This is a genomic window from Kitasatospora sp. NPDC058218, from assembly GCF_042882445.1.
Lineage (GTDB): Bacteria > Actinomycetota > Actinomycetes > Streptomycetales > Streptomycetaceae > Kitasatospora.
The window spans coordinates 64,447-79,389 of record NZ_JBHVWC010000032.1 but is presented as its reverse complement, the minus strand read 5'-3'; the positions used below and the strand labels follow the sequence as shown (position 1 = coordinate 79,389).

The following is a 14,943-nucleotide window of genomic DNA, read 5'->3' as shown; positions in this document are numbered from 1 at the left end:
CATGGCAGCCGTGCGGGCGTCCGGGGGCGGGGGAAGTCTCGAAAATTCCTTAGCTTCTTTCTGCTTCGCTGACTGTGCCGAGAAACGGCCTGCCGCGCTGAGGGCTGCGACCGCTCGACGGGCTCATCCATGGTGGTGAAAGGGGAATGACGTGTCCAAGCGTGCGCTGATCACCGGTGTTACCGGGCAGGACGGATCGTATCTGGCCGAGCACCTGATCTCCCTCGGCTACCAGGTCTGGGGGCTGACCAGGGGACAGGCGAACCCGCGCAAGGACCGGGTCAGCAGGCTGATCCCCGATCTGCGGTTCGTGGACGGCGACCTGATGGACCAGGGCAGCCTGGTGTCCGCCGTGGACGCCGTCCAGCCGGACGAGGTGTACAACCTCGGGGCGATCTCCTTCGTGCCGATGTCCTGGCAGCAGCCGGAGCTGGTCACCGAGGTCAACGGCACCGGCGTCCTGCGGGTGCTGGAGGCGATCCGGATGGTGAGCGGGCTCAACAAGCCGGTGGCGCGGGCCGGGACCGCCGGGCAGATCCGCTTCTACCAGGCGTCCTCCTCCGAGATGTTCGGGAAGGTGACGCAGTCGCCGCAGACCGAGACGACCTCCTTCCACCCGCGCAGCCCCTACGGCGTGGTCAAGACCTACGGGCACTACATCACCCGCAACTACCGTGAGTCCTACGGGATGTACGGCGTGTCCGGGATCCTCTTCAACCACGAGTCGCCGCGCCGCGGCGCGGAGTTCGTGACCCGCAAGATCTCGCTGGCGGTCGCGCAGATCAAGCTCGGCCTCCAGACGAAGCTGAGCCTGGGCAACCTCGACGCCGAGCGCGACTGGGGCTTCGCCGGCGACTACGTCCGCGCCATGCACCTGATGCTCCAGCAGGAGCGTCCGGGGGACTACGTGGTGGGCACCGGGCGGATGCACACGGTGCGTGACGTGGCCAGGGCCGCGTTCGAGTGCGTGGGCCTGAACTGGGAGGACTACGTGGTGATCGATCCGGGGCTGGTGCGGCCCGCCGAGGTGGAGACGCTCTGCGCCGACTCCGGCAACGCGCGCAGGGCGCTCGGCTGGGAGCCGGAGGTGGACTTCACCGGACTGATCCGGATGATGGTGGAGTCGGATCTCGAACAGGCGCGGCTGGTACGGGAGTACGGCTCGGCGCTCGCCGAGGTCCGCTGGTGAGGGCGGGGCGGCGGTAGTCGCCCGCCGGGCCGGGTGCGCGGGCTCGTCGGTCAGGCGGTCAGGCGGTCGACCGGCGGGCCGGTCGTGTCACTGCCGCCGGTCGGACTCGCGGGCCGGGGTCGCCGGCGGGCGGGACAGGGCGAGGATCGCCAGGGCGATGTCGGCGCCCGGCTGGCCGAGGCGGGCCGTGTACTGGCGCAGCATCGCGTTCTCGTGGCTGAGGGTGCTGGCCGGGAGGCCTGCGGCGCGTCGGCCCAGCTGGTGGGCCCGGGCGCACCGGGCGCGCCGCAGCAGCTGGGCGATGAGCTGTCCGTCGAGTTCGGCGAGTTCGGCGAGTTCGTCGAGCTTGGTGGGGTCGGTGGGGTCGGCGAGTCGGGCGGGGTCGGCAAGGCCGACCGGCTCGGCGCTCCCGGTCGTGCCGGCCGCGGTGCCCGCGTCGAGGGTGGAGGCGGGAGCCAGCGGGCCGCCGCGGCGAACGGGTTCGGGCATGGGAGGCATCCTCGGGCTGGTCGACGGCCGGGCGTCGGCCCGGGGCCGGGACGCTCGCGCAGCGATCGTCCTGCCGGAGCGCCCGGCAAATCCCTAGTTTCGGGGGCTCCCCGGACGTCACGACGGCCGCGACGGCGGAAAAGTCTCGGGTCTCACCTAGCTCCGCCCGCCGCATAGTGACTGTTCGTCGCGCGAGGGAACCGCGCGACGCCGCCGGCGGCCGCCGGCGGCCCGGACCGTACGGAGGGCGCTGTGGGAACGACCATCGGAACACTGATCGAGGACGCGGTGCGGACCCTGGCGGACACCGGTACGGTGATCGGCCCGCGGCCGGACGCCGAGGCGCTGGCCGCCCATCTCTTCGGCGCGGGCCCGGCCCGGTCGGACCTGGACGGCACGCCGGGCGAAGGGGAGGCCGCGCGGTACCAGGAGCTGGTGGCGCGGCGGGCCGCCGGGGTCCCGCTCGGCCACCTGACCGGGGTGGCCGAGCTCGCCGGCGTCGAAGTGGCGGTCGGGCCGGGCGTGTTCGTGCCACGGGCGCAGAGCGAGTCGATGCTGGCGGAGGGGATGGGCGCGATCGAGGGTGTCGACCGACCGCTCGTGGTGGACCTCTGCACCGGCTCCGGGGCGATCGCGCTCGCACTGGCGCACCACCGGCCGCGCGCCGCGGTGCACGCGGTGGACTGCGATCCGGTGGCGCTGGAATTCGCCCGGAGCAACCGTGCGCGGCGGGCCGCGCTCGGTGACACGCCGATCGAGCTGCACCGGGCCGACGTGTTCGCACCGGGGCTACTGGCCGAACTGGACGGCACGGTGGACCTGGTGGTGACCAATCCCCCCTTCATGCCGGACGGCGCCGAGGTACCCGCCGAGTTCGGGGTGTACCAGCCCCGCCGGGCGGTCTTCGGCGGCCCGGACGGTCTGCACGTCATCCGGCAGGTGGTGGAGGTGGCGGCGAGGGTGTTGCGGCCGGGCGGCACGCTGGTCGTCGAACACGGCCACCTGCACGCGTCGGCGGTGTCCGAGCTGCTCGGCGCCGACCCGCGGTACACCGGGGTGGCCGGCCATCAGGACCAGTACGGGTGGCCGCTGTACGCCGTCGCCCGGCGCGGTGGACCGGGGACCGTGACCGCCTCCTGACGCGGCGGTGCCCCCACGGCCCGGCCGGGGACGCTAGGGGTTTCCCGGCCGGGCCGACCCGAGACTGATCGCTGGTGTGCAGGAATGCGAGCGCTGCACGTGCGGTCCACGCCGGCTGCCCCGCCCGATCGCCTGCTGTCCGCCGGTCTTCCAGATGGGTTGAGTTGATATGGACAAGGAACAGAAGCTCCGGGACTACCTCAAGCGGGCGAGCGCGGACCTCCAGCGCTCACGGCTGCGGGTGAGCGAGCTGGAGGCCGCGGCCAACGAGCCGATCGCCATCGTGGGGATGAGCTGCCGCTTCCCCGGCGGGGTCGCCGGCCCGGAGGACCTCTGGACCATGTTGGTCAACGGCGAGGACGGCATCTCGGACTTCCCGGCCGACCGCGGCTGGGAGCTGGACGCCGAGGACGGTCCGACCGGGATCCGCGGCGGGTTCCTGCACGGCGCGGCGCAGTTCGACCCCGACTTCTTCGGCATCTCGCCGCGCGAGGCGCTGTCCATGGACCCGCAGCAGCGCGTCCTGCTCGAATCCTCCTGGGAGGCCTTCGAGCGGGCGGGCATCGACCCCGCGTCCGTCCGTGGCACCCGGACCGGCGTCTTCGTCGGCGCGATGCCCCAGGACTACCGGGTGGGCCCGGACGACGACGTGCAGGGCTTCGTCCTGACCGGCAACGCCACCAGCATCATCTCCGGCCGGCTCTCCTACTTCTTCGGGGCGGTGGGCCCGGCCGTCACCGTGGACACCGCCTGCTCCTCCTCGCTGGTGGCGCTGCACCTGGCCGCCCAGTCGCTGCGCGCGGGGGAGAGCACGCTGGCACTGGCCGCCGGCGTCACGGTGATGTCCAGCCCCACCACCTTCGTCGAGTTCGCCCGCCAGGGCGGCCTGGCCGCCGACGGTCGCTGCCGCTCCTTCGCGGACGCGGCGAACGGCACCGGCTGGGCCGAGGGGGTCGGCGTCCTGGTGCTGGAGCGGCTCTCCGAGGCCCGCCGCAACGGGCACCGGGTGCTCGCCGTCGTCCGCGGCACCGCCGTCAACCAGGACGGCGCCTCGAACGGCCTGACCGCGCCCAACGGTCCCTCGCAGCAGCGGGTGATCGAGCAGGCGCTGGTCAACGCCCGGCTCTCGGCGGACCAGGTCGACGTGGTCGAGGCGCACGGCACCGGGACGGCGCTCGGTGACCCGGTCGAGGCACAGGCGCTGCTGGCCACCTACGGGCAGGGCCGCGACCCGCGGCGCCCGCTGCTGCTCGGCTCGGTCAAGTCGAACATCAGCCACACCCAGGCCGCGGCCGGCGTCGCCGGGGTCATCAAGATGGTGCTGGCGATGCGGCACGGCGTCCTGCCGAAGACGCTGCACGTCGATGCGCCGTCCTCGCACGTCGACTGGGCGGCGGGGGCGGTGCGCCTGCTCACCGAGCGGACCGCGTGGCCGCAGGGGGTCGAGCCGCGCCGGGCCGGCGTCTCCTCCTTCGGGCTCAGCGGCACCAACGCGCATGCGATCCTCGAACAGGCGCCGGAGGGCGACGAGGCGTCGCAGAGCGGTGAGGCGCCGGGGAGCGACGCCGCGTCGGAGCCCCCGGTCGAGGCCCGGGTGCTGCCCTGGCTGGTGTCCGGCCGCAGTGTCGACGCGCTGCGCGCCCAGGCCGGGCGGCTGGTGGCCTTCCTGGACCCCGAGCGCTCCGAGGACCCCGAGCACTTCGAGGACCCTGCGCGCGCGGATGACCCCGAGCGCCCGGATGGCCCCGACGCGGCACCGAACGGCATCGACACCGCGCCGAGTGCCGTCGACACCGCCTTCTCGCTGGCCACCACCCGGTCCGGGCTGGAGCACCGGGCGGCGGTGGTCACGGCCGACCGGTCCGAGGCGCTGGCCGCCCTCCGGAGCCTGGCCGCCGGAGATCCCGCGCCGGCCGGGCTGCTGCGGGGCAGCACCCAGGGCCGGGGCAGGGTGGCCTTCCTGTTCGCGGGCCAGGGCTCGCAGCGGCTCGGCATGGGCCAGGAGCTGTACGCCCGCTTCCCGGTGTTCGCCGAGGCGCTGGACGAGGTGCTGGGCCACCTGGACGCCGAGCCGGCGCGGCCGCTGCGCGAGGTCCTGTTCGCCGCCGAGGGCGCGCCCGGGGCCGAGCTGCTCGAACGGACCGGTTACGCGCAGCCCGCCCTGTTCGCGATCGAGGTGGCGCTGTTCCGCCTGGTCGAGTCCTGGGGCGTCCGGCCGGACTTCCTGCTCGGCCACTCGATCGGCGAGGTCGCGGCCGCGCACGTGGCCGGGGTCTTCTCGCTCGCCGACGCCGCGACCCTGGTGCTCGCGCGCGGCCGGCTGATGCAGGCCCTGCCGGCCGGCGGAGTGATGGTGTCGCTGGAGGCGAGCGAGGAGGAGGTCGCGCCGCTGGTCGACGGCCGGTCCGAGCAGGTGTCGATCGCCGCGGTCAACGGCCCGGCCGCCGTGGTCGTCGCCGGCACGGCCGAGGCGGCCGCCTCGGTCGCGGACCACTTCGCGGCGCTGGGCCGCAAGGTGCGGCGACTGCGGGTCTCGCACGCGTTCCACTCGCCGCTGATGGACCCGATGCTGGAGGAGTTCCGGCAGGTGGTGGCCGGCCTGTCGCCGCAGGCCCCCGCGCTGCCCGTGATCTCGACGCTGACCGGCGTGCCGGCCACGGTCGAGCAACTGACCTCCGCCGCCTACTGGGTGGAGCACGCCCGCCGGACCGTCCGGTTCGCCGACGCGATCTCCTGGCTGCGCGGCCACGGTACGCGGACCTTCCTGGAGCTCGGCCCCGACGGTGTGCTCAGCGCGCTGGCCCAGGCCTGCCCGGACGAGACCGGCGACGGCGGCCCGGTGGCACTGCCCGTGCTGCGGGCGGGCCGCCCGGAGACGGAGACGCTCACCGAGGCGGTGGCCGGCCTGCACGTCCGCGGGATCCCGGTCCGCTGGCAACCGTACTTCACCGGAACCGGCGCCCGGCCGGTGGACCTGCCGACCTACGCGTTCCGGCACCGCCGGTTCTGGCCCAGGAGCGTGCTCGGCCGCGCCGGTGACGTCCGCGCCGCCGGACTCGGCGCGGCGCACCACCCGCTGCTGGCCGCCGCCGTCTCGCTGGCGAACTCGGAGGGCCTGCTGCTGACCGGGCGGCTCTCCGTGCACACCCACCCCTGGCTGGCCGACCACGCCGTGCGCGGCGCCGTGCTGCTGCCCGGCACCGCCTTCCTGGAGCTGGCCGTGCACGCCGGTGACGAGGTCGGCTGCGAGCTGGTCGAGGACCTGACGCTGACCGCTCCGCTGACCCTGCCCGAGCAGGGCGCGGTCCAGGTGCAGGTGTGGGTCGGCAGCCCCGACGAGTCGGGCCGTCGCACGCTCGGCATCCACTCCCGCCCGGACGGGGCCGAGGACCTGCCGTGGACGCAGCACGCCGCGGGCATCCTGGCGGCCGGCGCGCAGCGGGCCGCGTCCGAGCGGTTCGCCGCCGGGGCCTGGCCGCCGGCCGGCGCCGAGCCGGTGGCCCTGGACGGGCTCTACGAGCGGCTCGCCGAGGGCGGCTTCGGCTACGGGCCGTTCTTCCGGGGCCTGCGCGCCGTCTGGCGCCGTGGCGAGGAGGTGTTCGCCGAGGTGGCGCTGCCCGAGCGGGCCGCCGCCGTGGCCGGGGCCTTCGGCCTGCACCCCGCGCTGCTCGACGCCGCACTGCACGCCTGTGCCTTCCTGGAGCCCGGCGAGCACGGCCCGGGCGCGGTGCCGTTCGCCTGGCAGGACGTCACCCTGCACGCCGGCGGCGCCTCGGCGCTGCGGGTGCGGCTCGGCCGGGCCGCGGACGACGCGGTGTCGATCACGGTGGCCGACCCCGAGGGCGGGCCGGTCGCCACGATCGGATCGCTGGTGGTGCGCGCCCTGCCCGACGGTCGGCCGGGTGCCACCGGGCCGCTGCTGCGCGAGGCGCTGTTCGAGCTCGGCTGGTCCCGGCTGCGCGGTGGCTCGGCGGGCGCGCCCGAGTCGGTCGCGGTGCTCGGTGAGGACCCGTTCGGGCTCGGCCTCGAACCGACCGACGGCCGTGCCCCGCTGCCCGCGGTCGTCCTGGCCCCGGTGGCGGGTGCCACCGGGGACGGCCCGGTCGAAGCCGCCCACGCCCTGACGGCGCGGGTGCTGGACCGGCTGCAGTCCTGGCTGCGGGACGACGCGTGCGCCGACTCGCGCCTGGTGTTCGTGACCCGGGGCGCGGTGGCCGTGACCGACGAGGAGGTGAGCGATCCGGCGGCGGCCGCCGTCTGGGGCCTGGTGCGCTCCGCGCAGGCCGAACACCCCGGCCGGTTCGGGCTGCTGGACCTCGACCCGGCCACCGCCGTCGTCCCCGCGCAGGCGCTCGCCGCCGAGGAGCCGCAGCTGGCCGTGCGGGACGGCGCGGTGCTGGTCGCCCGGCTGGCCCGGGCCGGCGCCCCCGCCGAGCCGGACGGCGGCGGCCACTGGGACCCCGAGGGCACCGTGCTGGTCACCGGCGGCACCGGCGGGCTCGGCCGGGTGCTGGCCCGGCACCTGGTCACCGGGCACGGGGTGCGGCACCTGCTGCTGGCGAGCCGGCGCGGCGAGTCCGCCGAGGGGGCCGCCGACCTGGCCGAGGAACTGCGCGGCCTGGGCGCGATCGTCACCGCCGCGGCCTGCGACCTGGCCGACCGCGCGGCGCTGCGGCGGCTGCTGGCCGGCGTACCGGCCGCGCACCCGCTCACCGCGGTGGTGCACACGGCCGGCGTGCTGGACGACGGCGTGATCGACGCGCTGACCCCGGAGCGGATCGCCGCGGTGCTGCGGCCCAAGGCCGACGCGCTGTGGAACCTGCACCGGGCGACCCGCCGGCTCGACCTGGCCGCCTTCGTCGTCTTCTCCTCCCTCTCCGGCACCGTCGGCGCGGCGGGGCAGGGCAACTACGCCGCGGCCAACGCCTTCGCCGACGCCCTCGTCCGGCTGCGCCGCGCCGAGGGGCTGCCCGGCAGCTCGCTGGGCTGGGGCCCCTGGGCGCCGTCGGACGACGCGACCGGCGGCATGACCGGCGGCCTGACCGAGGGCGAACTGGCCCGGCTGGCCCGGCTGGGCACGCCCGCGCTCGCCGAGCGGGACGGCCTGGCGCTCTTCGACGCCGCGCTCGCCCTGGACCGGCCCGCGCTGCTGCCGGTACGCCTGGACCTCGCGGCGCTGCGCGCCCGGGGCGAGGTGGCGCCGCTGCTGCGCGGGCTGATCCGCACCCCGCTCCGGCGCTCGGTGGTGGCCGGCCCGGAGGCGGCCGCGAGCCTGGCGCAGCGGCTCTCCCGGCTGGACGGGGCGGCCCGCACCGAGGCGGTCGTGGAGCTGATCCGCGCCCAGGTCGCCGCGGTGCTGCGGCACGCGGGCCCGGCGGACGTCGACCCGCTGCGGCAGTTCCAGGACCTCGGCTTCGACTCGCTGACCGCCGTGGAACTGCGCAACCGGCTCGGTGCGGTGACCGGTCTGCGGACCTCGGCCACCGCGGTCTTCGACTACCCGACCGTGACGGCGCTGGCCGGGCACGTGCTGGAGCAGCTGACCGGAGCCCGGAGCGACCTGTCGACCGAGGCCGCGCCCGCCGCCGCCGTCGACGGCGATCCGATCGTGATCGTCGGCATGGGCTGCCGCTACCCGGGCGGGGTCGCCTCGCCCGAGGACCTGTGGCGCCTGGTCAGCGAGGGCACCGACGCGATCTCCGGGCTGCCCACCGACCGGGGCTGGAACCTCGACGCGCTCTACGACCCCGACCCGGACCACCTCGGCACCGCCTACACCCGCTACGGCGGATTCCTGCACGAGGCCGCCGAGTTCGACCCCGCCTTCTTCGGGATGAGCCCGCGCGAGGCGCTGGCCACCGACGCCCAGCAGCGGCTGCTGCTGGAGGCCTCCTGGGAGGCGATCGAGCGCGCCGGGATCGACCCGCTCTCACTGCGCGGCAGCCGGACCGGGGTGTTCGCCGGCGTGATGTACAACGACTACGCGGCCCACCTGACCGGCGGTCAGTACGAGGGGTACCAGGGCAGCGGCACCTCGCCGAGCATCGCCTCCGGGCGGGTCTCCTACGTGCTCGGGCTGGAGGGCCCGGCCGTCACCGTCGACACCGCCTGCTCCTCCTCGCTGGTCGCCATGCACTGGGCGATGCAGGCACTGCGGGCCGGCGAGTGCTCGCTGGCCCTGGCCGGCGGTGTCACGGTGATGTCCACCCCGACCTCGCTGATCGAGTTCTCCCGCCAGCGCGGGCTGTCCCCGGACGGGCGCTGCAAGGCCTACGCGGACGGCGCCGACGGCGTCGGCTGGTCCGAGGGCGTCGGGGTGCTCGTCCTGGAACGGCTCTCCGACGCGCGGCGCCACGGCCACCGGGTGCTGGCGGTGGTGCGCGGCAGCGCCGTCAACCAGGACGGCGCCTCGAACGGCCTGACCGCGCCCAACGGCCCCTCGCAGCAGCGGGTGATCCGCCAGGCGCTGGCCGCCGCGGGGCTGCGGACCACCGACGTGGACGTGGTCGAGGGGCACGGTACGGGCACCGCCCTCGGCGACCCGATCGAGGCACAGGCACTGCTCGCCACCTACGGCCAGGACCGGGAGCGCCCGCTGCACCTCGGCTCGATCAAGTCGAACATCGGGCACACCCAGGCGGCGGCCGGCGTCGCGGGCGTGATCAAGATGGTGCTGGCGATGCGCCACGGCGTCGTCCCCGGCACGCTGCACGCCGAACGGCTCTCCTCCCACGTGGACTGGGAGTCGGGGGCGGTGGAGCCGGTCACCGCGCAGCTGCCCTGGCCCGAGACGGGCCGGCCGCGCCGGGCCGGCATCTCCTCGTTCGGCTTCAGCGGCACCAACGCGCACCTGATCGTCGAGCAGGCGCCGCAGCGGCGTGAGGCCCTGCCGGAGGCCGGGATCACGCCGGGCCTGGCGGCCTGGCCGCTCGCCGGCCGCAGCCGGGCGGCGCTGCGGGACCAGGCGGCCCGGCTGCGGGCCTTCGTGACGGCGCGCCCGGAGCTGCGACCGGCCGACATCGGCCACTCCCTCGCCACCACCCGGTCCGGTTTCGAGCAGCGCGCGGTCGTCGTCGGCGGCCGGGAGGAGCTGCTGCACGCGCTCGCCGCCCTGGCCGAGGGCGCCCCGGCGGCCGGCCTGGTCGAGGGCGAGACCGGTGGCGCCGGGCGCCCGGCCTTCCTGTTCGCCGGCCAGGGCTCGCAGCGGCTCGGGATGGGGCGTGAACTGCACGCCCGGTTCCCGGTGTTCGCCCGGGCGCTGGACGAGGTGCTGGCGCAGCTGGACACCCGGCTGGAGCGGCCGCTGCGCGAGGTGCTGTTCGCGGCCGAGGGCACGCCGGAGGCCGAGCTGCTGGAGCGGACCGGCTGGGCGCAGCCCGCGCTCTTCGCGATCGAGGTCGCGCTGTTCCGCCTGGTCGAGTCCTGGGGCGTCCGGCCCGGCGCGCTGCTCGGCCACTCGGTCGGCGAGATCGCCGCCGCGTACGTCGCGGGCGTGCTCTCGCTGCCGGACGCGGCCACGCTGGTCTGCGCCCGGGCCCGGCTGATGCAGGCGCTGCCCGCCGGCGGGGCGATGGTCTCGGTGCAGGCCACCGAGGAGGAGGCGCTGGCACGGCTGACACCCGGCGTGTCGGTGGCGGCGGTGAACGGCCCGCGGGCCGTGGTGCTCGCCGGTGACGAGGCCGAAGTCCTGCGGACCGCCGAGCGGTTCGCCGCCCAGGGGCGCAGGACCAAGCGGCTGCGCGTCTCGCACGCCTTCCACTCGCCGCTGATGGAGCCGATGCTGGCCGAGTTCCGGCAGGTGGTCGGCACGCTCGCGTTCCACGAGCCGCGAACCGCCCTGGTGTCGGGCGTCACGGGCGGGCCGGTGACCGGGGAGCAGCTGGCCTCGCCCGACCACTGGGCCGAGCAGGTGCGCCGCACGGTCCGCTTCGCCGACGGCGTGCGCACCCTGCGCGCCTCGGGCACGGCCACCTTCCTGGAGATCGGCCCGGACGGCGTGCTCTGCGCGCTCGCCCAGGACACCCTGGGCGACGAACCGGGCCTGGACCTGGTGCCGCTGCTGCGCACCGACCGCGCCGAGGAGCAGGCCGCCACCACGGCGCTGGCCCGGCTCCACGTGCGCGGCATCCCGGTGGACTGGGAGCAGTTCTACGCCCGGACCGGAGCACACCGCGTCGACCTGCCGACCTACGCCTTCCAGCACGAGCGGTACTGGCCCGAGACCACGGCCGCCCCCGCCACCGGGACGGCTGCCGACCAGGCCGACCCGGCGCTGTGGGGGGCGGTCGACCGCGGCGACACCGCCGAGCTGGCCGCCCTGCTCGGCCTGCGCGACGAGCAGCACGCCGGCCTGTACGCGCTGCTCCCCGCCCTGTCGAACCGGCGTCGCCACCGCCAGGAGAAGACCCTGCTGGACGCCGCCCGATACCGGGTGGAGTGGAAGCCGGTGCGGGCGAGCGCGGCGCCCGTCCTGGACGGCCGCTGGCTGGTGCTCACCACCGACGAGGTCGAGGACGGCGAGCTGCTGGGCGCGCTGCGCGGGCACGGCGCCCGGTTCGAGCGGCTGGCGCTGGCCGAGGACTGCCTCGACCGGGCCGAACTCGCCGCCCGGATCGGCGCGTTCGACGAGGTCTCCGGCATCCTCTCGCTGCTCCCGCTGGCCGACGGACCGGTCCTCACCGGCACCGGGCTGCCGGTCGGCTTCGCCCTGAGCGCGGTGCTCGCCCAGGCCCTGGGCGACACCGGCTCGACCGTCCCGCTCTGGACGGTGACCAGGGGCGCGGTCTCGACCGGTGCGGGCGACCCGCTCGGCAACCCCGTCCAGGCCGCGGTCTGGGGCCTGGGGCGGGTCGCCGCACTGGAGCGCCCGCAGCAGTGGAGCGGGCTCGTCGACCTCCCTCCCGAGCTCGACACGCCGACCGTGCAGCGGCTGGTCAGCGCGCTGGCGGCGCGCGGCGGCGAGGGCGCCGAGGACCAGCTCGCGCTGCGCGCGGGCACCGCCCACGGCCGGCGCCTGGTACGCCACCGCGGCGCCGAGCTGCCGCAGGCCGCCGACTTCACCGCCACCGGCACGGTGCTGATCACCGGCGGCACCGGGGCGCTCGGCGCCGAGACCGCCCGCTGGCTCGCCCGCAGCGGCGCACCGCACCTGGTGCTGACCGGCCGGCGCGGCCCGGACGCCCCCGGCACCCGCGAACTGGTCGCCGAACTCACCGCGGCGGGTGCCCGCGTCACCGTCGCGGCCTGCGACGTGGCCGACCGCGCACAACTGGCCGCCCTGCTGGCCGGCATCGAGGCCGAGCACCCGCTGACCGGCGTGGTGCACGCGGCGGGCGTCGGCCAGGCCGCACCGCTGGACGCGACGCCGCTGTCCGAGATCGCCGGGCTGACCGCCGCGAAGCTGCGCGGCGCCGCCAACCTCGACGCCCTGCTCGGCGACCGCGAGCTGGACTTCTTCGTCCTGGTCTCCTCCGTCGCCGGCGTCTGGGGCAGCGCCGGGCAGAGTGCCTACGGCGCCGCGAACGCCTACCTCGACGCCCTCGCCGAGCACCGGCGGGCCCGCGGACTGGCCGCCACCTCGGTGGCCTGGGGCCCGTGGGCCGGGGCCGGGATGGCCGCCCACGCCGCCGTCGCGGAGAGCCTGCGGCGCCAGGGTCTGCGGTTCCTGGCACCCGGGTCGGCGATCGCCGAGCTGCGCCGCGCGGTGCTGCAGCACGAGGTGACCGTGACGGTGGCCGACGTCGACTGGGAGCGGTACGCGCCCGTCTTCACCGCCGCCCGGCCGAGCGCGCTGCTCACCGAACTCCCCGAGGCCCGGGCCGTCCTGACGGCCGCGCAGGGCGCCGAGGGGCCCGCGTCGGAGTTCGCCCGCAGGCTGGCCGGCCTGGACGGGGCCGAGCAGCAGCGGGTGCTGGTCGACCTGGTCCGGCGCGAGGCGGCCGTCGTCCTCGGCCACGCCGGCGCCGAAGCGGTCACGGAGAAGCGGGCGTTCCGCGACGCCGGCTTCGACTCGCTGACCGCCGTGGACCTGCGCAAGCGACTGGCCGCGCTGACCGGTCTCGCGCTGCCGAGCACGATGGCCTTCGACCACCCGACCCCCCTGGCCCTGGCCGACTACCTGCGCGGCCGGATCCTCGGCCTCGCCGAGGCCGGGCCGGCCACCGCGCCCGCCACCGCCGGACGCTTCGACGAACCGATCGCGATCGTCGGCATGGGCTGCCGGCTGCCCGGCGGCGTCCGCTCGCCCGAGCAGTTCTGGGAGCTGGTCTCCCGGGGCACCGACGCCATCTCCGACTTCCCGGTCAACCGCGGCTGGGACACCACCGGGCTGTACGACGCGGACCCGGACGCGCCCGGCAAGGCCTACACCACGCAGGGCGGGTTCCTGCACGACGCGGGCGAGTTCGACCCCGGCTTCTTCGGCATCTCGCCGCGCGAGGCGCTCTCCATGGACCCGCAGCAGCGCCTGCTGCTGGAGACCACCTGGGAGGCCTTCGAGTCGGCCGGCATCGACCCGACCTCCGTCCACGGCAGCCCCACCGGCACCTTCATCGGCTCGACGTACCAGGAGTACGGGCTCGGCATGGCGGACGGCTCCGCCGGGCACGCCGTGACCGGCACCAGCCCGAGCGTGCTGTCCGGGCGGCTGGCCTACCTGTTCGGCCTGGAGGGTCCGGCCGTCACGGTGGACACCGCCTGCTCCTCCTCGCTGGTCGCGCTGCACCTGGCCTGCCAGTCGCTGCGCAACGGCGAGAGTTCGCTGGCCCTGGCGGGCGGCGCGACGGTGATGACCAACCCGGCCTCCTTCATCGCCTTCAGCCGCCAGCGGGCGCTCGCCGCCGACGGCCGGTGCAAGTCCTTCGCCGACGACGCCGACGGCATGACCCTCGCCGAGGGCATCGGCGTGCTCGTCCTGGAACGGCTTTCCGACGCGCGGCGCAACGGCCACCAGGTCCTCGCCGTGGTGCGCGGCTCGGCGATCAACCAGGACGGCGCCAGCAACGGCCTCACCGCGCCCAACGGCCCCGCCCAGCAGCGGGTGATCCGGCAGGCGCTGAGCAACGCCGGGCTCGACGCGGGCGACATCGACGCGGTCGAGGCGCACGGCACCGGCACCTCGCTCGGCGACCCGATCGAGGCGCAGGCCCTCCAGGCCACCTACGGCCGCGACCGGGAGCGCGAGCGCCCGCTGCTGCTCGGCTCGGTCAAGTCGAACATCGGCCACACCCAGTCGGCGGCGGGCGTCGCCGGTGTGATCAAGATGGTCCTGGCGCTGCGCCACGGCACGCTGCCGCGCACCCTGCACGCCGACCGGCCGTCCTCCCACATCGACTGGACCCCGGGCACGGTGTCCCTGCTCCACGACCCCGTCGAATGGCGCGGGGGCGAACGGACCCGGCGCTGCGCGGTGTCCTCCTTCGGGATCAGCGGCACCAACGCGCACGCCGTCCTGGAGGAGGCGCCGCGGCCGCCCGCGGTCGAGACGGACGGCGAGGACCGCCCGGCCGGTGGCGTCGTCCCCTGGGTGCTGTCCGCCCGGACGCCGGGCGCGCTGCGCGCCCAGGCCGCCAACCTCGCCGCCCACGACGGGGACCTGCGCCCCGTCGACGTCGGCCACTCCCTGGTCGGCACGCGCGCGCTGCTCGACCACCGCGCGGTGGTCCTCGGCACCGACACCGCGACCCTGCGGGCGGGGCTGACGGCCCTGAGCACCGGCGAGTCCTCGGCGAACGTCGTGCAGGGCGTCACCGGGGCCGAGGGCCGGACCGTCTTCGTCTTCCCCGGCCAGGGGTCCCAGTGGGCCGGCATGGGAGCACGGCTGCTGGAGGAGTCACCGGTCTTCGCCGAGCGCCTGCACGAGTGCGCCGCCGCCCTGTCGTCCTTCGTCGACTGGTCGCTGGTGGACGTGCTGCGCCAGGCCGACGGCGCGCCGGCGCTGGACAAGGTCGACGTCGTCCAACCCGCGTCCTTCGCGGTGATGGTGTCGCTGGCCCACCTGTGGCAGTCGTACGGCGTCCGGCCGGACGCCGTGCTCGGGCACTCGCAGGGCGAGATAGCCGCCGCCGCCGTCGCCGGGGCCCTCTCGCTGGAGGACGCGGCCCGGGTGGTCGCACTGCGCAGCCGGG

At 76.0% G+C, this 14,943-nt stretch carries 4 protein-coding genes (1 of these 4 only partly in view); 3 read left to right on the top strand and 1 reads right to left on the bottom strand.

Translation table 11 applies throughout. From position 1 onward, the window contains the following. Window positions 1-151 precede the first annotated feature (151 nt). Complete coding sequence (locus ACFVYI_RS21075) at window positions 152-1,189, top strand: GDP-mannose 4,6-dehydratase (protein WP_387887705.1); 1,038 nt, start codon at window positions 152-154, stop codon at window positions 1,187-1,189. An 87-nt stretch (window positions 1,190-1,276) separates the two neighbouring features. Here the strand turns inward: ACFVYI_RS21075 and ACFVYI_RS21070 are convergent, their stop codons facing one another. Continuing rightward, window positions 1,277-1,678, bottom strand: a complete 402-nt coding sequence (locus ACFVYI_RS21070) for a hypothetical protein (RefSeq protein ID WP_387887702.1) — start codon at window positions 1,676-1,678, stop codon at window positions 1,277-1,279. A 252-nt stretch (window positions 1,679-1,930) separates the two neighbouring features. On the opposite strand from ACFVYI_RS21070, the gene ACFVYI_RS21065 reads away from it, so the two are divergent. Together ACFVYI_RS21065 and ACFVYI_RS21060 are read left to right on the top strand one after the other, a co-directional pair. Further along, entirely contained in the window at window positions 1,931-2,818 is an 888-nt protein-coding gene (locus tag ACFVYI_RS21065) for a N5-glutamine methyltransferase family protein (RefSeq protein ID WP_387887700.1), read from the top strand. Between the two features lie 169 nt (window positions 2,819-2,987). Further along, a protein-coding gene (locus ACFVYI_RS21060) for a type I polyketide synthase (RefSeq protein WP_387887698.1) crosses the window boundary here: on the top strand, window positions 2,988-14,943 show its start. 16,544 nt of this gene lie beyond the right edge of the window; only the first 11,956 of its 28,500 coding nucleotides appear in the window; it begins with the start codon at window positions 2,988-2,990; its stop codon lies off the right edge, out of view.